The organism is Streptomyces sp. NPDC004126, assembly GCF_050275515.1.
Taxonomy (GTDB): domain Bacteria; phylum Actinomycetota; class Actinomycetes; order Streptomycetales; family Streptomycetaceae; genus Streptomyces.
Genome location: NZ_JBNNPF010000014.1, coordinates 56623 through 81830, shown reverse-complemented (window position 1 = coordinate 81830; position 25208 = coordinate 56623). Strand labels below are relative to the sequence as shown.

The window sequence follows — 25208 nt, the reverse complement described above, 5'->3', positions numbered from 1 at the left end:
CGGCGCGGCGAGCTGCGGCTCGGACCTCGGCAGCGTCGGCCCGACGAACACGTGAAGGGCCCGGGGGTTCTGGCCCCAGTGGGCCCGGCCTGCCCACCCCTGGCCGGGGCGGGAAGCTGCTAGGCGGGTTGGACGTTGTCGACGGCGGTGGTGAACTCCCGGCCGGACGCGTTCCGGATGTACGCGAGCTCCATCCAGCGCTCGATGCCGGTGTCTGAGACGTTCTCGTTGATCACGGCCATCAGCTCGCCCTCGATGCCGGACGCGATGTCGCGGACCCGCTTCCGGAGGAGACGGTGAGGCTGGTAAGCGTACTGCTCACTCACCGGGGGCCTCCTTCGAGGTGCTGAGGAAGCGCTCCCAGCCGGCACGGGCCCGGTCGAGCAGGGCCGGGCTGAGCCCAATCCCGGTGGCCACCCGTTCCTGGGGGCCGTCCGGGAAGTCGTCACCGAGCGCATCGCCGGCGCTGCGACCGTGCAAGACGCCGAGCTTGTGCCAGCCGCGATTCGCTCGCGCCATCAGGGCCGGCGAAGGCTGGCCGTACGCTGCGGTGATGTTCGCCGGGACAGCGAACGCAGCCCAGGGGATGCCCTCACTGGGCTGTTCCTGATTCTGGCGAGGGACGGGCTCGGCCATGGCGCGCTCCTCGGACGGAGGATGCAGCCGACTTCGAAGGAGGAAGGAGGAAGGCGGAAGCCGGCTGCCTGCTGGACCACTCCAGGGTGATCGCGCCGCTGCATTGAGTGAAGAGCGGGTGTGTGGCACTACGGGAATCGAAGTACGGCGGGGGTGCTACGCCCCGTATCACTTACGCGAGGGCAGCCCCGATGATCTTCGCGATCTTCCGGGACCGGGAGGTGGTGGCATACCCGGCCCGCTGGGCGATGACGCCAGGCAGTGTCTGGTGACGCACCCAATCCGGATGCTCCTCACACACCGTGAGAAGGGTGTCCAAGCAGGAGTCGTACTGCTTCGTGTCGCACTGGGCGAGGGCAATATCGAGCTGAAGCCGGTTTCGCGCGGCCTGGTGGAGAGACGACGTGTCGTGCAGTCCCTGGGCAAGCTGGAGAGCCTTCCCGGGCTTCCCGGTGGATACGGCAATGCCGATGGCCTGGGCAGTAACGGCGGAGGGGCCGAACGCCGTGCCGTTGACCATGACGTCCTGACCAAGCCGGGCGGCGACGGCGGAACCCTGGGAGAGCAGGTCTTTGGCAGCGTCGGGATCGCCCTGGCGGGCCGCTACGACGGCGGCGAACGTAACGTGCCAGCCGTAGGTGGCCAACAGCACGGGATCACGATTGCCGTACGTCGGCTCGATGCTGGTGTAGGAGATGGCTGCGGTCTGCTCGGCATCCTGGAGTCGGGCGTCCCGCAGGTAGATCCACGAGCGCCCAGAGGCCACGGACGCCTCCCGCACAGGGTCTCCACCCTTTCGGGCCTGGATGGCTGCGTGACCGATGGCGGCGTATGCGAGGTCTCGGGCCCCGAGTTGGTTGGCGACATATGAGGAGAGGCGGTAGGCGTCGGCGAGCACCCCATGAGCGGCCATGCGGTGGTTTTCAGGGGCACCGGCAAGAGCCGCTGCGGCGTCCTTCACGCAAGACGTCGCGAACTGGCCGGCTACGTCCATGCGCCCGGCCCGATATGCGTCCCACCCTGCCGCGAGGTCTGCGGCAAAGTCAGCCGGCTCCCGGTCGATGCCGAGCCCCGCTGCGGTGTCGTGGACCGTGCGCGACAGTTCCCGCAGGGTGGTTCGGTCGTTCGCGAGCAGTGCCCTCTTGGGGGGCTGCTGGCCCACGACCACGGAAATGTCGGTGCCCAGAGCGTGGGCGAGTCGCAGAAGTGTGGGCAGGGAGAGCTGTCCCCGGCCTTGCTCGGCCTTTCGGACAGTGGAGACGGCCAGGTCAGCGGCCTCAGCGAGTTGTTCTTGCGTGATGACTCCGCGAAGCAGTTTGATCCGCTGACCGGTGGTGTGCTCGTGCCACTTCATAGCGTCCCCTTCGTCTACTGGGACGTTACCCGCCGACGGAGGCCGGGTGGAGCCCTGGCCGGATGCCGGTCGGGGCGCTCGCGTTCATGAGCACAGGCCAACGTGCTCAGGAGCGCAGCCAGGGCTTGGCGCCGGTTTCCGTTCCGATGTTCCTCAGGCTGGTGGAGGTCTCGCGCAGCAACTTGTAGGCGGTTCGTGGCCGGCCCTCCAAAGCCGCAACTGGCTCAGACGGGCGGCCAGGTGAGCCAAGGCGCCGCGACCCTGATCACCCGCTGCCGAGGCTCCCGAAGACACGACTCACCCACTGGTCCATCCTGGTCGCGAAGTCCGCCGCCGAGGTGATCCCCAAGGCCGGCAGGCAACCGGAGTCGTCCAGGTCAGCGACGAAATCCACATCGGCCCATCCGCCACGGAACAGCACAACCGACAACACGGCTTCAGCCGGACCGGATATGACCAAGCCAACCGAGTCCGGATCCTGAACCCGAGTCCTGTCGGTCTCCAGTGGTTGAGGCCAGGTCGCCTCGGCATCCCGCCAGGTCGCCCGGCCCACTTCAAGGCCGACCGACGTCCAGCCCACGGACCGCTGGGCCAGAACGGCAGCCGCCCCGTCAAGATCAACAATTCTGTCCATGAGGGGATCCTCCCTCACGGACAATCTCCGGCGGCCAGGACCCCGAAGCCCGACAACGAGACGACGGCCCCCTGTTCCTACTTCTGAGGCTCTGGTCCACTTCTTGTGGAGGCTCACGGACGGTGATGCCAGTGGCGTGTGGTGGGATGGCCGGACTCTGCCGTTGATCTTCTGGGAGCCCTTCGTGACGTCCTCGTACCCGTCCCTGACTCGTGCCTTGGCCGAGGCTCTGGTCGATGTGCTGTGGTTCATCGAGGGGTGCGAAGACGAGCAGATGGACCCGGACGACGCGGTCAAGGTTCTGGAGGGCGTTGCCCACGTGGTCGGCACGCTGCCGACTGATCAGCAGCAGGAGCTGATCGAGCTGGTCGGGGAGATGGCAGCCTCTGAGACGAATCCGGCTCGCCGCGAGCTCTTGGAAGGGTTCCCCGAGGGCTTCGGTCTCATCGACGATCCGTCCTGAACAGCCTTTTCAGGAGTAGAGCAGGACGCGCTTGCGGAGGAGCTCGAAGCTGGCGCGGCCGAACATCTGGCGCTTCAGCATCTTGATCCTGTTGACATGACCCTCGACGACTCCGGAGTTCCACTGCTGCGAGAGTCCGGCCGTGACGGCGTCGAGATCGCGCTCCAGGTGCCGGGCGAATCGTTGGAGGCTGGGCAGGTCGGTGGTGGTAACGGCTTCGATCCAGGCCGTCAGATGGTGGCCCTGCAACTGGGTGAGCATGTGGGCGAAGGAGCGCACGTGACCAGCGAGTGCGTCCAGTTCAGGGCAGTTCGCCAGCACGGTCTTGAGCTGGAGCCGGTCGCCTTCGGCCAGGGCGTCGGGGTGGGTGAGGATCCAGCGGGTGACGGCGCGGGCGGACGGCGGCCGGGGGCCGATCGGCTGGGGCTTGCCGCGGAGATTCTGGCTGACGTAGGCGCGAACGCTGCTGTAGCCGTCCGGGTAGCCCTGTTCCTTGTTCTCCTCCCACGGCTTCCAGGCGTTGGTGCAGCCCTCTTGCCATCGCTGGTCGAGGTAGGGCTTGAAGGCATCAAGGCTGGTGGGGCGGCTTTGCCACTGGCCGGTGAACAGGTGTTCCGGCTCGGCGGCATGGGCATAGCGGAGGACCGTGCTGAAGCCCATGCCGAGCTGGCGGGCGATGGACCGCTTGCTGTGGCCGGCGGCCAGGAGCGCGTGGACGGTGGCGTGCTTGGCGCGGGTCCGTTCAGCGAAGCGGTGCCCGGTCGGCCACGGCGACGACGCGGGCGGTTCCGAAGCCGGCTGGGACTCCGGCGGTGGCGTGCCGGTCGCAGGCATCCGCGGTGCCGGTAGACGCACTTCTCGGCTGCCTCGCTCATGTTGTGCCAGAGGTGCCATCTGTCGGCGACCTGGAGGGCCTGTGGGGCGCCGCGGGTGGCTCCTTCGGCGTAGAAGCGAGCGTGGTCCCGGCAGATGATCTCGATCCCGGGCCTCTCGGACAGCCAAGCAGCTAGTGTGTCCGCCTCCCGGTTCGGCAAGAGGTCCACGGGCCGGCGGGTCTCGACGTCGACGAGCACGGTTCCGTAGACCCGGCCCTTGCGCTGAGCGTATTCGTCCACGCCCACCACCCGCAGGGTGGCGGTGGGCGGATCCGGCAGCGAGGTGATCAGCCGCAGCAGAGTGTTCCGGCTGACTCGCTTCCCGAAGGCGTCCGACATCCGGGCGCCGGCCCGTCCCGCGAGCGCGAGACCGACAGAGACCAGCGTCGATCGCAGCCGCTCCGTCCGCCGACCAAACCGACGCGTGAGCCCCGGCACCTGCTCGGCGAACGTCTTGCGCGGGCAGGACACCTCCGCGCATACGAACCGGCGCACCCGTAACGACACCACAACCAACCTGCCAGCGGTCGGCAGGTCACGGGGAAACCGCAGGTAGGAACCATGACTTCGCCTCGATCAACTACCGCAGCCGGGACAGGCCGCCCCACTGGTCCTTGTCTGGGCCGCCACACGCACGACAGTGTCAGCCACCTCGACCGACTCCACCGACACGCTGTCCACCGACCAGAACAGCAGCTCTTCCAGCTGCGGCCGTACTTCGTTCACGGGGCAGAACCGTCGACCCCGCTCCACCCGGGCAGGACGATTTTCGGGCGACCTCGACAGCGATCTAACGACGAACAACAGTCACGCTGCGTACGCGACCACAAGAAGTGGACCAGAGCCGCTTCTGCCCTACGCAGCCACAGGAGCCGATCTCGCGGTGCCGCCACTCGCCGACCATGTGCACCAGGTTCTTCAGGTAGCGGCTGTAACGGTCGAGCGCGGGGACCACGGGTGTGAGTAGTTGGCGTACAGGAAATCCCAGTGAGAACGATCATGCTCGGCCCCCGGGCCCCGGCCGGCGTGGGGCGGGGGCGGCGCAACCGGCCGCTCGCCGTCCCACGTCTCATGGGCATGACCGCTGCCCCGTACCGCCGCACCGCACCGGACGCACCGTCATGGCCGCACTGCGCCGATGCCCTGCCGGGCGGCGCCGGATGCCGGGGTCGGCGGGTCGAGCCGTACGCCGGATGCCTGGCCCACCTCCCCGGCGCCGAACGCGCCGCCCACCTCGCGGGACTGCGGCCCGGCGCCGACCTCGACCACCGCGGCACCCCCTTCACCGAAGGGCTGCTCGGGGAACTCCTCACCGCGCTCACGGAGCCCTCCACGCCCGGGCCCCGCATCGGCCAGGCCCGTTTCGAGGAGGCCGTGTTCCACGGCGCCCTGTGCTTCGACCTGGCGCGGATCGACGGCGACGCCGTGTTCGACGGGGCCGAGGTCGCCGGCGACGTCTCCTTCGACCGGGCCGAGATCGGCAGCCGCGCCCTCTTCCGGCAGGTGAGGATCCGAGGGGACGCCCGCTTCGACCGGATGACGGTCCGCCGGCGCGCCGTGTTCGAGGGAACGGAGGTCGGCGGCAGCGCCTCGTTCGAACGGATGCGCGTGGGCGGCCGTGCCGTCTTCGACGGACTGAGGACCGGGCGGGACGCCGGCTTCAAAGGGATGGAGGTCGGCGGCTTCCTCGCCCTCGACCGGGCCCGCATCGGCGGTGACGGCCACTTCGACCGGGCCAGGATCAGCGGCGTCACCACGCTCCGCGGGCTGACGGCCGGCGGCCGGGTGTCGTTCCCGGGAGCGGCGTTCGAGGGCTCCGCACGGGTCGGCCCGCTGGTCTGCGCGGGGACGCTGGACCTGTCCGAGGCGGTGTTCGGCTCCGCCATGACGCTGGAGGCCGCCGCGGCAGCCGTACGGTGCCGGCGGACGCGGTGGACCTCCACGGCGGCGCTGCGGCTGCGGTACGCGGCCGTGGACCTCTGCGACGCGGTCGTCGAGAGCCCGCTCGGCATCACCGCCCGGCCCCGGCCGTTCGCCGTGGACGGCGAGGAACTGGATGAACCAGGTCTTTCCGGTGGACCCGGCCGCCCGGACCCCGGCGTGCGGATCCTGTCGTTACGGGGAGTGGACGCCGCGCACCTGGTGCTGACCGGCGTGGACCTCACCGAGTGCCTGCTCGCCGGAACCGTCCACCTCGACCAGCTCCGCCTCGAAGGGAGGTACGTCTTCGCCGCCGCACCCGCAGGCCTCCGCCGACGCGGGATACGGCCCGCGCGCTGGACCCCGCGCCGGACGCTCGCCGAGGAGCACCACTGGCGGGCCGCCCGCGGCCGGGCGGCCGACGGCTGGACGCCCGCGCCGCCGGGGGAGGAGGTGCAGGAGCCGGCGGCACTGGCCCCGGTGTACCGGCAGCTGCGCAAGGCCTTCGAGGACGGCAAGCACGAACCGGGTGCCGCCGACTTCTACTACGGCGAGATGGAGATGCGCCGCCACGCCGACGACATCCCCCGGGCCGAGCGGAGCCTGCTCACCGCGTACTGGGCGCTGTCCGGCTACGGGCAGCGGGCCTCGCGCGCCCTGGGCTGGCTCCTGGCGGCCATGACCGTCACCGTGCTGGCGATGATGCTGTGGGGCCTGCCGCAGAACGACCCGAAGCCGAGGACCACCGGCACGGTGGCCGGCCGCAGCATCACGATGACCACCGACGTACCCGGTCCGGCGAACCCGGACGGCCCCTACCGCGAACGCCTGACGACCGACCGGTTCGAGAAGTCCCTGAGGGTGGTCGTCAACTCGGTGGTCTTCCGCTCCTCCGGCCAGAACCTGACCACCGCCGGCACCTACACCGAGATGGCGTCCCGCCTCACGGAGCCGGCCCTCCTCGGACTCGCCGTCCTGGCCGTCCGCAGCCGGCTGAAGCGCTAGCCGGCCGCTACGAGAGGGACGTGGGCTTCCGGGGCGGCGGCGGTACGGCGCGCAGGAGTTCCCACAGGGGGCGGGACCCGCCGGCCCACTGGGCGAGCAGGTTGCGGTCGACGAGGTGGAGCCGCTGGGACTCGGCGAACTCGCGGGCGGGGCCGGAGAACCGCCCGTTGGTGAGCATGACCAGGACGTCCCCGCCGTGGACCTGGCGGCCGGTGCCGTTCAGGACCTGGAGGTCAGGGGTGCCGACCGCGGACCCGGACCAGCCGGCCTTGCGGTGCTTGCACTGGATCACCCAGCGGCGCCCGTAGGGGTCGGTGGCCTTCACGTCCGCGCCGTTGTCGCCCCGGCCGCCCACCTTCTGCGCGTCGGAGCAGCCGTCGCGGTGCATGAGGTCCCGCACGGCGAACTCGAAGTCGTTGTAGTGGAGGCCGTCGAGCTGCTCGACGGCGTAGCGCAGCCCCTGGGCCCGGACCCGCGCCCAACGGGCGGTCTCCCGCCGCCGCAGCCACCACACCCAGCCGGCGCCGGCCGCGGCCGCCGAGAGCAGGACCAGGACCCAGAGATGCGCGGCCAGCCATGACAGCACCGCCGCGATCAGGCCGAAGACCACCGCCGCCAGCAGCCCGAGCACCCACAGTTCCTCCGAGCCGCCGCGCCTGCGGGGCCTGCGGCGCCTCACGGGCCGACGCCGGGTCACCGGCCGCCCACCGGGCTGGGGAAGACGATCGGGTACGAGACCGTCGGCTCCGGCCGGGCGCCCGGAGGCAACCGGAAATGACCGCCGACCTTGGTGCCGTCCGATTTCACGTACGTGTTGATCCAGGGCACAGCCGCATCCCCCTCGGTGGTCGCGTCGCGCCTCCCCGCGCGACTGATCCATGAAAGCAGACGCCGCTGACAGCACGTCACCATTCGGTCGCTGCTCGTGATCATCATCTGATCGGACCGTGACGCCTCCCCCGCGCGGGGGAGGCAGCTCGGTCCCGGCGGCCGACGTGCCCCAGGGGCCCGGCAGGCAGAGTCTTCCCAGACGGGACGCGCCGGCGTGCCGGACGAGAACCAGAACCAGAAGCACAAGCAGAACCAGGACCTCGGGGGAAGACATGACGACGGCCACGACGACAGCAGTACGGCAGGCCTGGGCGGGCTATGTGGCGGCGGGCGCGGCGCTCGCGTACGCGGCTCCGCACTTCTGGTGGGGCGCCGGAGTCGGCGCGACCTTCCCCGGGGACTTCGCCTCCGCACCGCACGGCACCTGGGAGGCCGCCATCGGGTACTGGGTGATGGGCGCCGTCGCCGTGGCGGGAGCCGCCGTCGCGCTCGCCCTGGTCCGGCCCTGGGGGTGCCGGCTGCCGCGCCGTACGCTCTGCGCGCTGTCCCTCACCGCCTCGGCCGGCATGACCCTGTGGGGCTTCACCTACTTCGCGATGCAGGGCCTGCTCGCCGCCGGCCGGGTCGTCTCCGCCCCCGCCTTCGCCGCCAAGGACGCCCACCCCCAGGCCGCCTGGGGCCTGTTCTGGTACGGGCTGTTCGTCCTGTGGGGCCTGATGCTCGGCCTGGCCGCCTGGAAGAGACTGCGCGGGGACCGATGACCCCGCCGGCTCAGGGCGACCGCGGCCGGTCGGCAACGGCGTCGATGCCCGCTGCCCGCAGCCTGCGGGCCAGGAGCTCCATCTCGGGCAGCGTGCCCGAGTGGGTTCCCGCCAGCACCTCGCCCAGCACGGTCTTGACCTCGGCCAGCCCGACGCGGAGCTCCGTCCGCAGCACCCGCATGACCACCGCGTTCCGCTCCAGGCCGCCACCCAGGGTGGCGGCGTAGTCCTCAGGTGTGGATCGGGAAGGACGCCTGGAACGCCAGGCGTGCGTCGGCCTCGTCGCCGATGCGGGAGAGGATCTCGTCGAGCGCGAGGAACTCCTCCCACTCCGGCCGGCCGGTGGCCTCCGCCAGCCTGGCCACGACGAGGTCCTCCAGGTCGGGAACGCGCTTGTTCTTCCAGATCTTGTCGGCGAGGCTCACCAGAAGGTCCTCCAGAACGACGTCCGATCGCGTCCACGACGCGTGGGTCGCGGCGAAGCGGGCGAGCTCTTGGCTGACGCCGCGTTCGAGTAGCAGGGCCCGCCCGGTCTCCTCATGCGCCGCCCCGGGTCCGGAGAGCTCGGCCAGGTGCACTGTCTTGCCTATGTCGTGCGTCGCGGCCCCGAACAGCGCCGCCTCCCGGTCGATCGCCACGGAGGGATAGCGCTCCGCTACCCAGTCGATCAGCTGATGCGCGACGTCGTGGACGGCGCGTAGGTGGGCCGCTAGCCGAGGCGGAACGCCCAGCACCGACAGTAGCGCTGCGACACGATCTGGCAGCGGGAGCAGGGGGAGGTCGACGGTGCCGCTCACGGCTCTCAGGAAGACGGTGTCGGTTGTCACCGCGTCAGGGTACTGACCGAGGTCGTCGATTGTGTCCGATGGAGGAACCCTCAACGGACAATCATGATCTTGCCCGGCCGGGATGGCCGACCTGCGCCGACGGCGTCTCATTCAGGGTGTCCGGTGAAATGTACGCTGAGCGGGGGCTTACCGTACGCTCCGGGCATGAGCGAACGCGTCGGCTACGCGAGATGCAGTCTGGACAAGCGGGACCTCACCGCCCAGCGCGGGATCCTGCTCGGTCTGGACGTCCCGGAGGACCGGATCCACCTGGACCACGGGCTGACCGGAACGAACCGCGACCGGCCCGGCCTGGCCCAGGCCCTCGCGGCGGTCCGCGCCGGCGACACCCTCGTCGTCCCCAAGCTCGACCGCCTTGCGCGCTCGGTACCCGACGCCCGCGACATCGGCGACTCCCTCACCACCCGCGGCGTCAGGCTCTCGCTCGGCGACACCCTCTACGACCCCGCCGACCCTATGGGCAAGATGTTCTTCAACATCCTGGCCACCTTCGCCGAGTTCGAGGTCGATCTCCTGCGCATGCGCACCCGTGAAGGCATGGCGGTTGCGCGGGCCAAGGGCAAGCTCAAGGGGAAGCAGCCCAAGCTCACCGCCCGCCAGCAGAGCCACCTGGTCCGGCAGCACCAGTCCGGCGAGTACACCATCGCCGACCTCGCCGAGCTCTTCTCCGTCAGCCGCGCCACGGTCTACCGCGTCCTTGAACGCCACCAGAACGCAGCCACGCCGTCGACTCCCGGTGGGCAGTGACGTGCTGCCCTACGTCTATCAGGTCACCAAGTACGACCCCGCCGATCGCGACCAGCACGGCCACTACGCCGGCACCGAGGACACGACCAGCGACCACGGGCCGGTCGAAGCCGCCTACCTGCAGGCCGTCGCCGCCTTCGCCCAGGACAGCGGCGTCGACCAGCTGGCCATCCGCGAGCCGCAGCTCGGAGGCTTCGTCCACTTCGGCCTGGAGCCACCGGTCGACGGCTACGGCCTGGCCGGCCTCTTCCCCGCCGGCTCCGCCGGGTTCCACGACGGGGCGCTGGTGCCGATCGGTGTCGGCTTGGAACTTGTCCGAGCGATGCTCCGCGACAACGGGGCCTGGTGCCGCCTGGAGGTCGAGGGAGAGTTCACGGTGCACGTCGGCTGGGACCAGTACCTCTACCTCGGCAGCAGCCGGCCCTGCGAATCCGCGCTGACCCGCACCCGAGCGCTCGGCCTGTTCACGCAACGCCTGGACGCATCGCCGTACGACTTCGCCCCCGACGACCCCGCATACGTGCAGCGCCCGGCCGACGCCGACTTCTGGGCCCGCCTTGGCTGGACCGTCAGCGCCCACCGCGCCACGTTCCTGGAGGAGACCTTCGCCTCCAACGCCTCCCGGTGGCACCGCCTGAGCCGCGACAACATTGCGACCGTGCGCTCCCGGCTGACCCCACGCGCACAGTTGGCCGTCTGGCCGGACCTGCTCACCGATGTCGACACCGCTGTGGCCGCCCTGCCCGACGAAGGCCTCGTGGAAATCATCTGCGAGAAGGAAGACGGGCAGATCACCAGCACGGTCGTGGACGAGACCCAGTTCGAGGACGTGCCCTCGCAGCTTGCCGGCGCGCGTGCTGCCGGCGTCGTATCCATGTACGCCGGTGAAGATCTCCCGCTGTTCACCGCTGTGCTGCCCGACAGTGACGGGGTACTCCGCGCGCGCTGGCAGACCGAGCCGACACCCAGCGACCGGGACTGGGCGTTCCTGAAGACCCTGCGCCGCGGCCAGGTCGTCACCGGCACGGTGACGACCATAGCCAGCTTCGGCGTCACCTTCGTGGACATCGGCGGCTTCACCGCGATGATCAACATCCCGGAACTGTCCTGGCGTCCCTTCAACGACCCATCCGACGTCGTCAGCGTCGGCCAGGAGGTCACAGCCGAGGTCCTCGACGTCGACATGGTCCGGGAACGGGTGCCGCTGTCGCTTCGATCAGTGCAGGAAGACCCATGGCCGCAGGTAGCTGAGAGAATCGGCCAAGTGGTCACAGGGCCGGTCACCAAGATCGTGCCGTTCGGCGTCTTCGTCCGCATCGAAGACCGAGAGGACGGCTTTGAGGGGCTCGTGCACACCGACGAGCTGGATCAAGCGCCGCAGGACGTCATCGAGGTCGGCGACACCCTCACCGTGAAGATCATGGATGTCGATCTCGTACGGCGCCGCATTGCCCTGTCGCAGAGGCAGGCCGACCGGTGACGACGTGGATGCGGTGCTTCTGGGACGAGGAAGCCATCTGGTTCTACTTCGAGGTCGACGCCGGCGGCTGGGTGACTCGACAGGTCGAACTCCAGGGTTCCGAACTGACCCCGATCGCGGCTGCGTCCCTGGACGAATGGCAGCGTGCCCAGCAGGCAGGGGGTCTGGCCGAGTACGAAGAAATGTTCGGGGCTACTGCCGAGCTCCCTGTCTCACAGTGGGAGGGACACGAACCCGATCAACTGACCGCGCAAGAATTCGAGGCGGTCTGGGATGCCGCCCGTCGTGCGATCACAGCCCGCTAACCCGACTGACACCGGCCCTCGCGCCCGACTCAGCCGCGAGCATCACCCTGCGCTGCATGTCCGTTTGCCGTAGCCATACGAGAACAGGGCCGCCCAGCACGCGACGGACTCGATGACCGTCCGTTCCATCCCCGTATCCCCGCCCCTCCCCGTTTCCGGGGCATGAGGTTAGCGGTGCCGGGCGGGTCGACGGCCACCGGGCCGCCTACCGCGCACCCGCAGCGCGCCCGGCGGAAGGGCACTTTCCGTGTTCCGCGTCCACCGCCGACGGCGCCCCGGTAGCGTGGCGCCGCCCGCACGGACCGGCACTCCGCCCCGACCGGGAGACGACCGGGAGCCGATCGGGAGGCTGATCGTGGAAGTCACCGCATGAACCCGAACGAGCGGCCGACCCGGCCGGCCGTCGCGGCCGAGCTGCGCCGACGCGCCGCCCCCGTCCAGGACCCGGAACGCCTCGACGAGCGCCGCGCGGCCATGGGGCTGGAACCCGCGGCCGCGTACGCCCCCACGGAGCAGGAGACCCCCGTATGACCGGCACCTGGCTGCCGCCCGAGCAGTACGTCAGGACCATCGCGAACGCCACCAGCTACGCGGCGTTCTACTTCACCGACACCGCGGGCCGCCCGATCCAGCTCCGCGCCACGGGCGACGTGGAGACCTGGCAGTGGCCGGGCGGCAACATGGACCACGGCGAGACACCGTGGGAGTGCGCGGTGCGGGAGTGCTTCGAGGAGACCGGGATCTCCTTCGAGGGGCCGCAGAAGCTCCTCGCCGTGCACTTCATCACCCAGGGCGCGCACTGGCCGCTGAACAAGTTCGGCGTGGTCTTCGACGGCGGCCACCTCACCGAGGAGCAGATCGGCCGCATCACCCTCGACCCGAAGGAGCACACCGAACTCCGCGTCCGCACCCTCGGGGAATGGGAACGGACCATGCGCCCCGCCGGCTTCGCCCGCCTCAAGGCGACGGACGCCGCCCGCCGCACGGGAACCGTCGCCTACCTGGAGTGGTAGCCCCGCCGCCACCGGCCGTTAGAGTTCTCGCCTCGGACCGTCGATGTGGGAGGGGTGGGGGCCGTGGCCGTCGAGGATCGGGTACGGACGCGCGTTTCGGCGTACGCCGTCGCGGTGGACGACGATCGGCTGCTCCTGACCCGGCTGTCGGACGAGTCGCCGGTCTTCACCCCGGGGCTGTGGCACCTGCCGGGCGGCGGGATCGATCCGGGCGAGCAGCCCGTGGAGGCCCTGGCCCGTGAGCTGCGGGAGGAGACGGGACTCGGACTCGCCGCCGCCCGGCTGCTCGACGCGCGGACGTACGCGGTCCGGCGGCTGGGCGTGAGCTGGAGCCTCACCGCGCTCTTCTACGCCGTCGAACTCGACGCGGGGGCGCCGACGGTGGTCGAGGCCGACGGTTCGACCGACGCGGTGCGCTGGATCCCGGTGGCGGAGCTGCGGGAGTCCATGCTGTCGCCCGCGGCCGCCGACGCCCTGCGCACGGCCGGGGTGACACGGGCGGTCCGGCCGTAGCCGTCCGCGCAGGGCCGCCGGAGCGCCGTCACGGCCGACCGGCTCAGGAACCGGTGGTCCCGCCGTCCGTCCCGGACACAACCGGCCCGGCCCCAGGCCCAGGCCCGGCCCCGGCCGTCCCGCCCCGGCCGGCGTCGTGCGACCGGCTCAACGCCAGCTGGTCGTTCGCCACCAGCACCTGGGCCAGCCGGGCCGCCGCGGAGACCACGGCGGACCAGCCGGGCGAGTCCAGGTAGACCTCGTCACGGGCGGCGGCGCCGACCGCGTCCTGCACCGCCCCGTAGGCGGTACCGAGACGGGCCATGAGCTCGACCTCCTCCTCGCTGCGAAGGCTCTGCCCCAGCCAGGGCAGAGGCTCGTCCGCATCGCAGAAGTCGTCGAAGAGCACGCGCACGGTGTAGTCGAGGTCCTCGAACCGATCCGGGTCGAGCCACACCTCCCGCTGCCACGTCGGGCTGGCCAGCGCCACGACCGCCGGCACGACGTGGAGGCGGTAGGCGGGCAGGGCGATGCCGTGATCGATCACGGGCCAAGCGTACGCACCGCACCGCACCCGCGTCCCTCAGCCGGCGAGGGCCCGGACCACCGACCGCAGCAGGCGGTCGTTCTCCGGGGCCGCGCCGCCCGGGAAGGCGTACCGGCGGCGGGTGTAGCCGTACGCGAAACCCTGCCGCGGGTCGGCGAGGGCGAGGGAGCCCGCGGCGCCGCTGTGCCCGAAGGCGCCCGCGCCGAGCGCGGGGAAGTTGGGGCCGTAGCTCTGGAAGCCGAGACCGAACGCCTTGGCCGCGCCGCTGACGAGGTCCTTGCCCTCGGAGTGGATCCGGGCGAACTCGGCGGCCGTGTCCGGTTTCAGCAGGGGCCCCTGCCCGTCCAGGCCGAAGGCGGCGGCCGCGTACATGCCCGCCAGACCGCGCGCCGAGCCGATCCCGCCCGCCGACGCCTGGCCCCCGGCCCGCACGGCACGCGAGTTGGGGAACGCGTACAGGTCGACGTTGCCGGGGGCGTGCTTGTTGAAGGCGATCCCGCCCAGGCCGTACGGGCTCGCGGCGCCCGCCTCGATCTCGGCCGCCTGCTCCGGCGTCGGCAGCATCGGCAGCGTGCTCAGGACGCGCGGCTCCTCGGACTCCGGCAGCCCCAGCCACAGGTCCAGCCCGTACGGAGCCCGCACCCGCTCCTCGAACCAGGCCTGCAGCGTGCGCCCGGTGGCCCGGAACACCACCTCGCCGACCAGGGCGCCGATCACGACGGCGTGGTAGCCGAAGAACCGTCCCGGCTGCCAGAACGGGCGCTGCCCCGCCAGACGGGCCGCGATCGCCCGGTCGTCGGCCAGCTCCGCCATCGTGAACCCGGCGTCCAGGCCGATCACCCCGGCCCGGTGGGCCAGCAACTCGCGCAGCGTGACCCCGCCCTTGCCCTCCGCGGCGAACTCCGGCCAGTACGAGGCGACGGTCCGGTCCAGGTCCAGCAGGCCGTCCTGCACCAGCAGCGCCGTCACCAGGTACGCCGCGCCCTTGGTGGACGAGAACACGCCGAGGAGGGACTCGGCGCCCACCCCCTCCGACCACAGGTCGACCACCCGCTCGCCGCCCCGGTACACCACCAGCTGCGAGCCGGGCGCGTGCTCCTCGCCCGCGAGGAAGCCGGCGAACTCCGCCCGTACCCCTTCGAAACCGGCGACCACCGTGCCCTGGACCGCTGTCATGCCCCGCCCCTCCCGAACCACATGTCGATCTTGCAGTCCGGGCAACCCGCCGCCCGCGCCCCCTATTCCCGCTGTTCCCGGGAGGGGACGCCTCGGCGGACGGCTCCTCAGAAGGCGGTCGAGAGGGACGTCCGGCGCCACTGGTCGAGCTCACGCCGCACCAGGTCCAGCTTCGCCTCGACGCGCTCGACCGCGTCCGCGCCCAGCTGGAGGCGCAGCGGCGGCTCCGCGGCCTCGGTGACGTCGACGACGGCCTCGGCGCACTTGACCGGGTCGCCCGGCTGGAGCCCGTCGTTCGCGGCCAGCGCCTCGCGCACCGGCCCCGCGCCGGCGGCGTAGTCGGCGATGGCCGCCGGTTCGACGCGGAGGCTGGAACCGCTGAGGAAGTCGGTGCGGAAGCCGCCCGGCTCGATGACCGTGACGCGGATGCCGAGCGGGGCGAGCTCCCCGTGCAGCGCCTCGGTGATGCCCTCCAGGGCGAACTTCGTCGCGCCGTACAGGCCGACCGCCGGGGCGGTGGCGAAGCCGCCCACGGAGCCGATGTTCACGACGTGTCCGGACCGCTGGGCGCGCAGCGTCGGCAGGGTCGCCCGCAGGGTGTTGAGCACGCCGAACACGTTGACGTCGAAGAGGTCCCGGGCGGCCCGGTCGGAGGTCTCCTCGATCGCGCCGACGAGTCCGTAGCCGGCGTTGTTGACCACGACGTCGATCCGGCCGAACTCCGCCAGACCTGCCTCCACGGCGGCCGCCAGCTGTTCCGGCTCGGTGACGTCCGCGGTCACCGCCAGCAGTCCGTCCGGCTTCTCCGGGAACGCCTTGAGCAGCGCCGACGCGTCCCTCGCGGTGGCGATCACGCTGTGCCCCCGGCGCAGCGCCTCACGGGTGATCTCCGCGCCGAGCCCGCGCGATGCCCCGGTGACAAACCAAACGCCCATGTTCTCCCACAATCCGATCGTCCGACGTGCCGACTGGCTGATGGTCCGAGGCTAGGAGCTAGAGTCGGGTCTAGATCAACAGCTTTGTGACGGGGGTCACTCGTGGACTTGAGCATCGGCGAGGTGGCGCGGCGCAGCGGGCTGAGCGTGCACGCGCTCCGCTTCTACGAGCGGGAGGGCCTGTTCGCCAACCCGGTGCGCCGCCTGTCCAACGGCCGTCGCGTCTACCACGAGGAGGACGTGGAGTGGCTGGCGGTCTGCACCAAGCTCCGCTCCTCCGGGATGCCGCTGCCGGTGATCCGGCAGTACGTCGAACTGGCCCGCCGGGGGCCGGGCAACGAACACGAGCGGCTGGAGCTGCTGCGCCGGCACGAGCGCCAGGTCGAGGCGCAGATCCAGGAGTTGCGGGAGACCCTGGACGTGATGCGGTACAAGGTGCGGATCTACGAGGAGCACATCGCCCGCGGCGAGGCCGACCGCCTCTGGAACCCGTCTCCCCGCCCCGGGTCGGACACCCCCTAGCACCGGCCGGGAGCGCCGCCCGCGGGCGGGGCCGGGGTCAGCGGCTCGCCGTTCAGCTCGGTCTCGCCCGGGAAGTCCCACCACAGCTCCCCCTGCGGGGCGAGGTACGGAGCCATGCCGTCCGCTTCTCCGCCGTGGTCGAGCGCGTCGGCCACCGCGGTCAGGTACACGGCCAGGGAGGGCCAGCCGTCGTCGAAGTGGCCGGTGTCGTCGTGTGTCGCCGTGCCCAGGCGGCCCCGGCCGGGCCCCTCGCGCATGTCGATGACCCGGGAGTCGCCGTCGCTCTGCGCCCAGGGGATCCACTGCGGGTGCCACCAGGGTTCGTCGTCCTCGCCGTCGCCGTCGGACTGCATCAGGTCGGGGTCGTCACCGGCGATCTCGACGCACATCCGCCAGTGGTCGAGGATCCCCGCGACGGACATGGGCGGTTTGCCGGGGAGCAGGTTCGCCCACTGGGTGATCCCGTTGTGGCAGGCCAGCGATTCCAGCAGGTCGGCGGGGAAGCGGACCCCCATCGCCGTTTGCGCGGCCTCGACTTCGACGGGGTCGGCCGGCGGCGCGAGCAGGGCGTGCGAGGCCGGGGCGTGCCGGCGCGTCCAGGCGTCGATCCGGGCCCAGGAACGGGCCACCGGCTGCGGGGCGGGGAAGGTCAGGACCCTGCGCAGGAGGTCCAGGCTGCGGCGCCAGTACGGGTACTCGCCGGTGTCGGCCCAGAGTTCGCGCAGCTCGGAAGGCTTGGCCTTGACGCGGTCCAGGGCGCGTACGGCGAGGTCCCGCAGGTCGGCCGGAAGCTCGGGGACGGGCAGGTCCGGCCCGTACGCGCTGGTGACGGGCCGCCCTCCGGGGCACTGCGCGGCGACGAGCGCCGCTGCCGCCACCGCTTCGACCGCGAGGTGCTGGTCGAGGGGGTCCTCGGCGCCGAGGACGCGGACGAGCGCGTCCCGTACGAGGCCGGGCCGCTCGGCCTCGGCGGCCTCGTCGAGGGTGCCGCCGAAGTCCGCGGCGGTGTCGTTGTCGAAGGGGCCGACGTCCCAGGTACCCATGGAGCTCCTTGAGGTGGGGTGCTCAGGGATGCTGCCAGCCGCCACTGACAACGGCGGACGCGGGACGGGGCGGCCGGACGGGTCAGTGGGACGGGGCCGGCCTCCGCAGTGCGACGCCGCCCCTCCGGCCGGTCGTCGCCGGCGAGGGTCGCGGTGAGACGACCGCCCTCCACGACCGCCCTCCACGACCGCCCTCCACGGCCGCCCTCCACGGCCGCCCTCCACGGCCGCGCCGACGTACCAGCCCTGCCGGGCGGTCGGCGCTCCGTGCGGGTGGGGCCCGGGGCGGCGGGTCAGGGCGTTCCCGCCCCGTGCCGCCACACGGCGTGCTCCAGTCCGGCCTCGTCGTGGCCGAGGAGGGCGGCGGCTTCCTCGTACGCCGTGCGCAGCCGCTCGTAGGGGAGGCCGGCGACACCGGCGTCCGCCGCGAAGGCGCGCAGGTGGACGTCGACGGCGACCTGCGAGCGGCCGACGAGGTTGCCGATGTAGTCGACGCTCTTGGGCCCCACCCCCTTCACCGTGCGCAGGGCGGCGCGGTTGGCCGGGTGGTCGAGCCAGGTGCGGAGGTCGTCGCGGGTGTCGACCCCGTGGTCGGCCAGGAGGTCGGCGATGGCGCGGGCCGTCGCGGCCTTCCGGGCGTGGTTGAACCGCATGGCGACGGCGAGGTCCTCCGTGGCCAGACGGCTCCGGAACCCGCTGACCGTGCTCGCGTCCGGCCAGCTCGCCTGGAGCCGGAGGAGCCGCGGCCGCAGGGTCGCCTCGTAGTTGCAGCGGGGCTGGAAGCTGACGTCGCAGATGACGGCACCCATGTGCGTCCATCCGCCGGGCCGCGGGAACGGTCCTTCGCCGAGGAGGTGCCGGACGTGGTCGGCGAGCCGCTGGGCAGGGCTGGGGTCGGTCATGGGGCCATGGTGGCGCCCTGACCCGGGGACCGTCAGCCGAACGCCCTTGGACACCGAAGCCCGCCCAAAACGTGGCTACAGCACGTATGGTGACTACATGTAACTCGGTGATCGCGGGATCTGTTCCCGGGCGCGTCCGCGTCCGCGTCCGCCCCCGCCCCCGCCCCCGCGCCGAAGCCGTGGCGGACGGGCTCTCCACGCCCACGGACTCGCGCGCGCTCCACCGCACCTGGACCGCCGCGAGGATCCGCCGGCAGGCGGCCACGATAGAAAGCGTCACATGTCGCACACAGCCAACTCAGGTCGGCCCACAGCCCTCGTGATCGGCGGCAGTGCCGCCGGCCTCTTCGCCGCCTCCGTCCTCGCCGAGTTCGCCGACGTCACGCTCATGGAGCGCGACACGCTGCCCACCGGCCCCGAGGACCGCAAGGGGGTACCGCAGGCCCGCCACGCGCACCTGGTCTGGAGCGGCGGCGTGCAGGCCTTCGAGGAACTCCTCCCCGGATTCGTCGACGGCGTCGTCGCCGAGGGCGGCCGGCTGGTCCCCATCATGAGTGACATGGTCTCCCGGGCCCCGAACGAGGTCTGGTTCCGCCGCTTCGGAAGCGGCACGGGCGGCGGCACGGGAAGCGGCACGGGCAAGGGCACCCCCACGGGCAAGGGCACCCCCCACCGCATCCTCGTCTGCTCGCGCAACCTCCTCGACCACGTCCTGCGCGAGCACGTCCTGCGCGAACGCGCCCCGGGCCAGGGCCGCATCACCGTCCACGAGGACTCCGCCGTCGAGCGCCTCGAAGGCGGAGCGGGCCGCGTCACGGGTGTCACCGCCCGCATCGGCACCCGGACGCGGACCCTCACCGCCGACCTGGTCGTCGACGCCTCCGGGCGCGGATCCCGCGCCCCCGCCTGGCTCCAGGCCCTCGGCCTGCCCGCCGTCACCGAGCGGCAGGTCGACGCGGGAGTCGCCTACGCCACCCGCGCCTTCCGGGCCCCCGGGACGACCGGCGAGGGCTTCCCGCTGGTCAACGTACAGGCCAACCCGGCCAAGGCCCCCGGCCAGGGCGGCATCATCCTCCCCGTCGAGGACGGCCGGTGGATCGTCACCCTCTCCGGCTCGCGCGGCGGCGAACCCACCAGGGACCCCGACGCCTTCACCGCCTTCGCCCTGGGCCTGGGCGACCCCGTCATCGGCGAACTCATCAAGGACGCCGAACCCCTGGGCGACGTCGTGACCACGCGCAGCACCGCCAACCAGCGCCGCTACTACGAGAAGATGAAGGCCTGGCCGGACGGGTTCGTCGTCCTGGGCGACGCCGTCGCCGGCTACAACCCCGTCTACGGGCACGGCCTCACCGTGGCCGCCCAGTCCGCCCTCGCCCTCCGGGGCGTACTGGCCTCCACCGGCCTCGCCACCCCCGGCACGGCCCGCCGCGTGCAGCGCGCGGCGGCACGGCCCGTCTCCGCCGCATGGGACCTGGCCGTGGGCCAGGACGCCTGCTACCCCGGTGCGAGCGCCACACCGCCCAAGGCCGTCGAACGGTTCCTCACCCGGTTCGTCGACCGCGCCGTCGAGACGGCCGCCCGCAGCCCCCGGGCGCTCGGCGCCCTGCTGGACGTCATGAGCCTGGAGAAGCCCGCGACGCGGCTGTTCTCCCCCGACGTGCTGGTCCCCATGCTCTTCGGCCCGAAGGAGCCGCACCTCCAGGCACCTCCGCTGACCGACGCCGAACGCAAGGCCGCCGCCGTGCCCAGCCAGGACCCCTCCTCCCGGATCGGCTGAGAGACCGGCTTCCTGCCACTGCTGTGGCAGATTGGCCGGAGTTCTATGGAGCACCTGCCACGGCTGTGGCAGCATCGGCGTTGCGGCCGCCCCTCCAGCGGCCCGCCACCCCGGCACACCAGGGTGGTCCGTCCCGCGCGACCTCGGGAGACCAGCCGGTGACAGCAGCCTTCCCCGTGTCGGCGGTGAGCGTCTCGCAGTTGGCCGAGTCCGTGGGACGGATCGCCGACCTGGGGGCCAAGCTCGGCCGGAGCCGGGACGAGGTCCTGGTGCCGGAGGAACTGCACCGCGCCTCCGGGGTTCCCCTCGACGTCGTACGGGCGCTCCTCCAGGGGCGCCCGGCGGGTGAGCCGGACATCCACAAGAGGTTCCGGCAGCGGCTCGACCTCCTCCACGAGACGTACCTCAAGGAGAACGGCCGGAAGTTCTCGCACGGCGACATCGCCCGGCAGAGCGGCATCTCCCGGCAGCAGGTGCAGGCCATGCTCGGCGGGGACCGCCGGCCGACGATGGACCACTGCGCACGCCTGGAACGCTTCTTCGGGCGCCCGGCCGGCTTCCTCCAGTCGGAGGACACCGAGGCCCTGGGCTGCGCGCTGGCCGTCGTGGAGAAGTCGCTGCTCCAGCAGTACCAGGAGCACAGCGAGCGCGGCGCGCTCGCGGCGGCCCCGGCCGGCGCCGGCCGCCGCCCGAGCCTGTACGAGCGGCACGGCGTCGACGGCATCGCCCTGCGCGCTGCCCTGCTGCCCGACCAGGGGCGCACCAAGCTGCTCGAATGGCTCGACAATTACATGGACGAACGTGCGGCCGAGGGGGACACCACGGGACGGCAGGACCCGGCCGGCGATGCGTGCTGAAGCGTGCTGTTCCGTACGCGCCAGGGGACTCGGGGGGCCGTGCCCCTCGCAGTCCGCGGCGCGGTGGGTCGGTGGAGCGACCGGTTGCCGTGCGGGGGCGGCGCCGGCCGGTCGCATGGAATCCGCTGGGGCGCGCACTCCCGCCCTTCGCGGAACAGGGGCAGGGGAGAGGCACGTGTTCAAGCAGCGGGAGATACGGCAGGCCGTCGGCGCCCTCGTGGACGGGACCGGCCGTCTGGAATCCCGGGTCCCGACAGAGGCGGGCCACGACGCCGCCTTACAACAAGCGGTCGATTCGGCTCTGGCCGTCGCCGGACGCCCCGGCCCCGCCCTCCCGGAACAGGACCGGGCGGCCACCGGGAACCACGCGGAAGGGGAACGGGCCGCGGAGCGATACGGCCCGGAACCGGCCCACGCCGTCCGGCACTTACTCACGCCCCCCGACGCGTCCGCACACGACCGCGGCACCACGTCCGGCCGCATCGCGGCCGCACTGGGCCAGCACGGCATACGGGGCTGACCTGTGTCCGATCCCGCTTTCCTCATCCCGGCCGCGCCGGGGACCGTGGCCGTCCTCGTCCGGCTCCCCAGCCTGCGCAGGAACGCCCGCGATCCCCTGCTCCGGTCCGTGGCGGCGTACCTGCTGACAGCCACGGCCGTCCTGTACTTCGGGGCGACCTCCGTGATCGTCAGGGTGAACAGGGCGACGGGCGTGCCGAACTTCGCCACCCTGTCCTTCTGCTGCATCCTCCTCGGGTCGGGCGTACCCCTCCTCCTACGGCGGTTCAAGGAGCCGTGGCGGGACCGGACCCGCTACCGGCGGCCGGCCACCCTGTCACGCGTGCTCCACGGACTGACGCCGGGCACGGCCGTGGTCGGACTGCCCCTGCACGCCACGGTGGGCGTACGCCGGCTGCACCGCGAAGCGGGCATCCACGACGGACTCCTCACCCTCAACCCCTACTTCGACCTCACCCCGCGGGCCCGCACCCTCGCCGACGCGCCCGCCGACGGCGCCACCGCCGCGGACGCCGCCCGGCGCTCCGCCACGGATCCGCGCAGGCCCGCCCGGGAGGGGGAGTACGCATGACCACCCTGTACTTCTACCTCCTCGTCGGCGTCCTCTCCGCGGCCTTCGCGCTGAGGGTGCCCAGACTCGTCAGGCACTGGCGCGATCCCCTCGTCCGCTCGGTGTCCCTGCTCCTGCCGCTGGGCGCCGCCGTCTTCTTCTTCGCGGCACCGCCGACGATCTCCCAGGTGAACGCGCTCACGGGCATCCCCAACTTCTCGGTTCCGCTCGTCTACGGCATCGTCACCGCCGCCAGCGCCGCACTGATCAACCTCACCATCATCTGGCGCGGCGGCCCGGAGGACCGGCGCCGGGCCGCCACACGCTGGTGCGTCGGCATCTACGGAGCGGTGATCGCCACACAGTTCACCCTGTTCGCCTACGGCGAGGCACCGGTGGAACGCCGCCTGGACTTCGACACCTACTACGCCACCACCCCGTACCTCCGGGAAATGGTCGTCCTCTGCGTGCTCTCCTACGGGCTGGCCAACCTGGTCCTGGCCCGCCTGTGCTGGCGCTGGGCCCGCGAGATCCCGGGCCTCCTGCGCAGCGGACTGCTCCTCATCGTGACCGGCTCGTCCCTGAGCCTCGTGTACGTCGCGTGCAAGCTGCTGGCCATCGGCGCGCGATGGGCCGGCCACGACTGGGACGGCGTCAGCACCACCGTCGCCCCGACGGTGTCCTCCCTGGCCTCGCTCCTCCAGTGCGTCGGACTCGCCCTGCCCTCCGCGAGCCAGGCGGCGGTGGGCCTGTGGCGCCGGTGGTCCCAGTACCGGCGGCTGCGCCCGCTGTGGCTGGTCATGCGCGCGGTGACCCCGTACGAACCGGTCCGCATCCCCTGGTGGTCCTCGCTCGGCAAACGCCAGCTCCGCCGGACCTGCGACATCCGCGACGGACTCCGGCTGCTCGCGCCGCGCCTCGGCCACCCCGCACCGGCCGGGGAACGGCCGGACGCCCTCTCCGGCGAGCTGCGACCGGACGTGGAACGCCATGTCTCCATGCTGGTCGCGGCGTTCGACGCCTTGCGCGGCACCCCGGCCGGCCGAGCGGGAAGCGGCGTCGAGGACATGTCCTCGGTCGACGACGAAGAGCTGGTCCGGCTCTCGGACGTGCTGCGCGTCCTCGCCGTACTCGACCAGACCTCCACCCGGGCATGCGGGCGGCCATCACCCTTCCGGACGACGTCCGACCTGGTCGGACCGCACCGGGACACTCCGCCGGCGCCACTGGGCCGCGCGGATGCCTGACCGACCCGCCCTCCCCACCCCCATACACACACATGTTCACGGCCCCCGTCCCGTCCAGATCCAGCGTCCCCCGTCCAGATCCAGCGCCCCTCGCCCGTCGGCGGCCCACGAGAGAGCAGTCAGATGCCCCACCTCACCCACACACCCGCGCGCCCGGCACGGCGCCGGGCCATCGTCATCGGCGGCAGCCTGGCCGGAACCCTGGCGGCCGCCGCGCTGCGTGAGGCGGTGGAAGAAGTCCTCATCGTCGAGAACGACGAACTGCCGACCGGGCCGGGCCCCCGCAGGGGCCTCCCCCAGGCGAGCCACGCCCACATGTTCTGGAGCACCGGAGTACACGCCACCGAAGCCCTCCTGCCCGGCGCCACCGGCCGGTGGATGTCCGCCGGCGCGAACCGCATCCCGATCCCCACCGGCATGGTCGGATTCACCCCCGAGGGCTGGCTCCGCCGCTGGAGCGCCGAGACCGCCTTCCTGATCGCCTGCAGCCGCGGCGTGCTGGACCACGCCGTACGCGACCTCCTCCTGGCCGACCCCGCGGTGACCGTCCTCCAACGCACCCGGGTCGACGCCCTCACCGGCACCGCCGACCGCGTCACCGGCGTCCGCACCCGCGGGGCGGACGGGCGGGAAGAGGTTCTGGAAGCCGACTTCGTCGTCGACGCGAGCGGACGGGGGTCGCGGGCCCCGCGGCACCTGGAAGACCTGGGCGTCAAGCCCGCACCCGAGCGCTCCCTGGACCTCGGCCTCACGTACGCCAGCCGGATCTTCCGCGCACCCGAGGGAACGACCGGCTTCCCCCTCGTCGTCGTGCAGTCCGACCCCCGGACGGCACGCCCCGGGCAGAGCGCCAGCATCCTCCCCATCGAGGACGGCCAGTGGATCGTCACCACGGCCGGAACCAGAGGAGGCGAACCCACGGCGAGCAGCGAGGACTTCGAGCCCTTCGCCCGCGGCCTGCGCCACCCCCTCGTCGGCGAGATGATCTCCGGGCTGGAGCCGCTGACCGGCGTCACGGTCAGCCGCAGCACCCGGAACGTCCGCCGCTACTTCGAGAACGTCAGGAACTGGCCGGAGCGGTACGTCGTGCTCGGCGACGCCCTGGCGGCGTTCAACCCCATCTACGGGCACGCCATGTCCGTGGCCGCCCAGTCCGCGCTCGTGCTCCGCGACCTCGTCTCGGCCCACGGAATCGACGCTCCCCGTCTCGCGCGACGGGTCCAGAAGGCCGTCGCCGGACCGGTCGCGGCGGCCTGGGACCTGGCGCTCGGCCACGACGTGTTCTACCCGGGGGTCCAGGGCAGCGGCCACCGCACCCCGACGCTCAAGGACAAGCTGGTGTCCGGCTACACCTACCGCCTGCTGAACACCTGCTGCGGCAGCTTCTCCATGACCAGGGACTTCTTCGACGTCACCTCCCTCCAGGCCCCCCTCACGACCCTGGTCAGGCCGCGCGTCCTCCTGGGCGCCCTGCGCGGCCCCCTCCGCCCGCCCCTGACCGGCCCGCCCCTCACGCCCGACGAGCGCGCCCTCGTCCACCGGGGGTGCGGGGTACGGGAGTTCGCGGACCGCGCCCCGGGGGAGACGGTGGTCTGAAGGGGATCCCGGGTGCCGGCCGAAGAAGCCTGTTGCGGGTCGGCGACGGAGCGTGTTGGCTTTGGATCATGGTCGGCAACCGTGCCGGCAAGTTGACCAGGGGGGAACCAGCACATGCGCAACCACCGAGTCCGAGTCCGTATGACCGCGGCTGCGGTCGCGGTGTCCGG

29 protein-coding genes and 1 pseudogene are annotated in these 25208 nt (G+C 72.0%); 16 read left to right on the top strand and 14 right to left on the bottom strand.

Features of this window, described 5'->3' with window-relative positions:
• Positions 1-119 precede the first annotated feature (119 nt).
• The 4 genes from ACQKM2_RS15855 to ACQKM2_RS15840 form a co-directional block, all read right to left on the bottom strand.
• Complete coding sequence (locus tag ACQKM2_RS15855; protein WP_427710095.1) at positions 120-326, bottom strand: hypothetical protein; 207 nt, start codon at positions 324-326, stop codon at positions 120-122.
• The gene (locus ACQKM2_RS15850; protein WP_427710093.1) at positions 319-636 is read right to left on the bottom strand and encodes a hypothetical protein; all 318 of its coding nucleotides are present in this window, start codon (positions 634-636) and stop codon (positions 319-321) included. The genes ACQKM2_RS15855 and ACQKM2_RS15850 overlap by 8 nt, the downstream gene beginning before the upstream one ends.
• A 172-nt stretch (positions 637-808) precedes the next feature.
• Positions 809-1990, bottom strand: coding sequence for a helix-turn-helix domain-containing protein (locus tag ACQKM2_RS15845; RefSeq protein ID WP_427710092.1), 1182 nt, complete (start codon positions 1988-1990; stop codon positions 809-811).
• A 265-nt stretch (positions 1991-2255) separates the two neighbouring features.
• Positions 2256-2624, bottom strand: a complete 369-nt coding sequence (locus ACQKM2_RS15840) for a hypothetical protein (RefSeq protein ID WP_427710091.1) — start codon at positions 2622-2624, stop codon at positions 2256-2258.
• Positions 2625-2841: 217 nt separating this feature from the next.
• Here ACQKM2_RS15840 and ACQKM2_RS15835 point away from each other — a divergent pair, with 217 nt between their 5' ends.
• On the top strand, positions 2842-3087 hold the full coding sequence (locus ACQKM2_RS15835) for a hypothetical protein (RefSeq protein ID WP_427710089.1): 246 nt from the start codon (positions 2842-2844) through the stop codon (positions 3085-3087).
• A 21-nt stretch (positions 3088-3108) separates the two neighbouring features.
• Here the strand turns inward: ACQKM2_RS15835 and ACQKM2_RS15830 are convergent.
• Positions 3109-4478: pseudogene (locus ACQKM2_RS15830) on the bottom strand (transposase); the annotation flags it as partial.
• Positions 4479-4949: 471 nt separating this feature from the next.
• On the opposite strand from ACQKM2_RS15830, the gene ACQKM2_RS15825 reads away from it, so the two are divergent.
• Positions 4950-6887, top strand: coding sequence for a pentapeptide repeat-containing protein (locus tag ACQKM2_RS15825; RefSeq protein ID WP_427710087.1), 1938 nt, complete (start codon positions 4950-4952; stop codon positions 6885-6887).
• A 7-nt stretch (positions 6888-6894) separates the two neighbouring features.
• Here the strand turns inward: ACQKM2_RS15825 and ACQKM2_RS15820 are convergent, their stop codons facing one another.
• Positions 6895-7566 carry a restriction endonuclease gene (locus ACQKM2_RS15820; RefSeq protein ID WP_427710085.1) on the bottom strand — a complete coding sequence of 224 codons (672 nt, stop codon included), beginning with the start codon at positions 7564-7566 and terminating at the stop codon, positions 6895-6897.
• A 14-nt stretch (positions 7567-7580) separates the two neighbouring features.
• Entirely contained in the window at positions 7581-7715 is a 135-nt protein-coding gene (locus tag ACQKM2_RS15815) for a hypothetical protein (RefSeq protein ID WP_427710083.1), read from the bottom strand.
• A gap of 275 nt (positions 7716-7990) precedes the next feature.
• On the opposite strand from ACQKM2_RS15815, the gene ACQKM2_RS15810 reads away from it, so the two are divergent.
• Entirely contained in the window at positions 7991-8479 is a 489-nt protein-coding gene (locus ACQKM2_RS15810; RefSeq protein WP_427710081.1) for a DUF3995 domain-containing protein, read from the top strand.
• A gap of 10 nt (positions 8480-8489) precedes the next feature.
• Here ACQKM2_RS15810 and ACQKM2_RS15805 read toward each other — a convergent pair whose 3' ends face one another.
• On the bottom strand, positions 8490-8660 hold the full coding sequence (locus ACQKM2_RS15805) for a hypothetical protein (protein WP_427710079.1): 171 nt from the start codon (positions 8658-8660) through the stop codon (positions 8490-8492).
• Between the two features lie 49 nt (positions 8661-8709).
• On the bottom strand, positions 8710-9306 hold the full coding sequence (locus ACQKM2_RS15800) for an HD domain-containing protein (RefSeq protein WP_427710077.1): 597 nt from the start codon (positions 9304-9306) through the stop codon (positions 8710-8712).
• Positions 9307-9471: 165 nt separating this feature from the next.
• Between ACQKM2_RS15800 and ACQKM2_RS15795 the strand changes: the two genes are divergently transcribed.
• The 6 genes from ACQKM2_RS15795 to ACQKM2_RS15770 all read left to right on the top strand — a co-directional run bounded on the left by ACQKM2_RS15795 (position 9472) and on the right by ACQKM2_RS15770 (position 13385).
• The gene (locus ACQKM2_RS15795) at positions 9472-10074 is read left to right on the top strand and encodes a recombinase family protein (RefSeq protein ID WP_427710075.1); all 603 of its coding nucleotides are present in this window, start codon (positions 9472-9474) and stop codon (positions 10072-10074) included.
• A 1-nt stretch (position 10075) separates the two neighbouring features.
• On the top strand, positions 10076-11554 hold the full coding sequence (locus ACQKM2_RS15790) for a S1 RNA-binding domain-containing protein (protein WP_427710073.1): 1479 nt from the start codon (positions 10076-10078) through the stop codon (positions 11552-11554).
• A complete protein-coding gene (locus tag ACQKM2_RS15785; RefSeq protein ID WP_427710072.1) occupies positions 11551-11859 on the top strand; it encodes a hypothetical protein in 309 nt (102 codons plus the stop codon). Before ACQKM2_RS15790 ends, ACQKM2_RS15785 begins: the two co-directional genes overlap by 4 nt.
• A 369-nt stretch (positions 11860-12228) precedes the next feature.
• Complete coding sequence (locus ACQKM2_RS15780) at positions 12229-12390, top strand: hypothetical protein (protein ID WP_427710070.1); 162 nt, start codon at positions 12229-12231, stop codon at positions 12388-12390.
• Positions 12387-12872: an NUDIX domain-containing protein gene (locus ACQKM2_RS15775; protein WP_427710068.1), complete on the top strand. Its 486-nt coding sequence runs from the start codon at positions 12387-12389 to the stop codon at positions 12870-12872. Before ACQKM2_RS15780 ends, ACQKM2_RS15775 begins: the two co-directional genes overlap by 4 nt.
• A gap of 63 nt (positions 12873-12935) precedes the next feature.
• A complete protein-coding gene (locus ACQKM2_RS15770; protein ID WP_427710066.1) occupies positions 12936-13385 on the top strand; it encodes an NUDIX hydrolase in 450 nt (149 codons plus the stop codon).
• A gap of 43 nt (positions 13386-13428) precedes the next feature.
• Here the strand turns inward: ACQKM2_RS15770 and ACQKM2_RS15765 are convergent, their stop codons facing one another.
• The 3 genes from ACQKM2_RS15765 to ACQKM2_RS15755 form a co-directional block, all read right to left on the bottom strand.
• Positions 13429-13911: an SCO4402 family protein gene (locus ACQKM2_RS15765; protein ID WP_427710064.1), complete on the bottom strand. Its 483-nt coding sequence runs from the start codon at positions 13909-13911 to the stop codon at positions 13429-13431.
• Positions 13912-13947: 36 nt separating this feature from the next.
• Positions 13948-15087: a serine hydrolase domain-containing protein gene (locus ACQKM2_RS15760; RefSeq protein ID WP_427710063.1), complete on the bottom strand. Its 1140-nt coding sequence runs from the start codon at positions 15085-15087 to the stop codon at positions 13948-13950.
• 107 nt (positions 15088-15194) lie between these two features.
• A complete protein-coding gene (locus tag ACQKM2_RS15755; protein WP_427710061.1) occupies positions 15195-16022 on the bottom strand; it encodes an oxidoreductase in 828 nt (275 codons plus the stop codon).
• 102 nt (positions 16023-16124) lie between these two features.
• Here ACQKM2_RS15755 and ACQKM2_RS15750 point away from each other — a divergent pair, with 102 nt between their 5' ends.
• The gene (locus tag ACQKM2_RS15750) at positions 16125-16544 is read left to right on the top strand and encodes a MerR family transcriptional regulator (RefSeq protein ID WP_427710059.1); all 420 of its coding nucleotides are present in this window, start codon (positions 16125-16127) and stop codon (positions 16542-16544) included.
• Here the strand turns inward: ACQKM2_RS15750 and ACQKM2_RS15745 are convergent.
• Positions 16541-17587, bottom strand: coding sequence for a DUF4259 domain-containing protein (locus ACQKM2_RS15745; RefSeq protein WP_427710057.1), 1047 nt, complete (start codon positions 17585-17587; stop codon positions 16541-16543). The two genes, ACQKM2_RS15750 and ACQKM2_RS15745, sit on opposite strands and share 4 nt — an antisense overlap.
• Before the next feature lie 293 nt (positions 17588-17880).
• On the bottom strand, positions 17881-18489 hold the full coding sequence (locus ACQKM2_RS15740) for a hypothetical protein (RefSeq protein ID WP_427710055.1): 609 nt from the start codon (positions 18487-18489) through the stop codon (positions 17881-17883).
• Between the two features lie 280 nt (positions 18490-18769).
• Here ACQKM2_RS15740 and ACQKM2_RS15735 point away from each other — a divergent pair, with 280 nt between their 5' ends.
• From ACQKM2_RS15735 to ACQKM2_RS15710, 6 genes are all read left to right on the top strand, one after another.
• Positions 18770-20269 carry an FAD-dependent monooxygenase gene (locus ACQKM2_RS15735; protein WP_427710053.1) on the top strand — a complete coding sequence of 500 codons (1500 nt, stop codon included), beginning with the start codon at positions 18770-18772 and terminating at the stop codon, positions 20267-20269.
• A 158-nt stretch (positions 20270-20427) separates the two neighbouring features.
• Entirely contained in the window at positions 20428-21126 is a 699-nt protein-coding gene (locus ACQKM2_RS15730) for a helix-turn-helix transcriptional regulator (protein ID WP_427710051.1), read from the top strand.
• A 175-nt stretch (positions 21127-21301) separates the two neighbouring features.
• Positions 21302-21646 carry a hypothetical protein gene (locus ACQKM2_RS15725; protein WP_427710049.1) on the top strand — a complete coding sequence of 115 codons (345 nt, stop codon included), beginning with the start codon at positions 21302-21304 and terminating at the stop codon, positions 21644-21646.
• A 3-nt stretch (positions 21647-21649) separates the two neighbouring features.
• The gene (locus ACQKM2_RS15720; protein WP_427710047.1) at positions 21650-22216 is read left to right on the top strand and encodes a hypothetical protein; all 567 of its coding nucleotides are present in this window, start codon (positions 21650-21652) and stop codon (positions 22214-22216) included.
• Entirely contained in the window at positions 22213-23442 is a 1230-nt protein-coding gene (locus tag ACQKM2_RS15715; protein ID WP_427710045.1) for an MAB_1171c family putative transporter, read from the top strand. Before ACQKM2_RS15720 ends, ACQKM2_RS15715 begins: the two co-directional genes overlap by 4 nt.
• 123 nt (positions 23443-23565) lie before the next feature.
• Positions 23566-25038 carry an NAD(P)/FAD-dependent oxidoreductase gene (locus ACQKM2_RS15710; RefSeq protein WP_427710043.1) on the top strand — a complete coding sequence of 491 codons (1473 nt, stop codon included), beginning with the start codon at positions 23566-23568 and terminating at the stop codon, positions 25036-25038.
• The last annotated feature ends 170 nt before the right edge of the window (positions 25039-25208 follow it).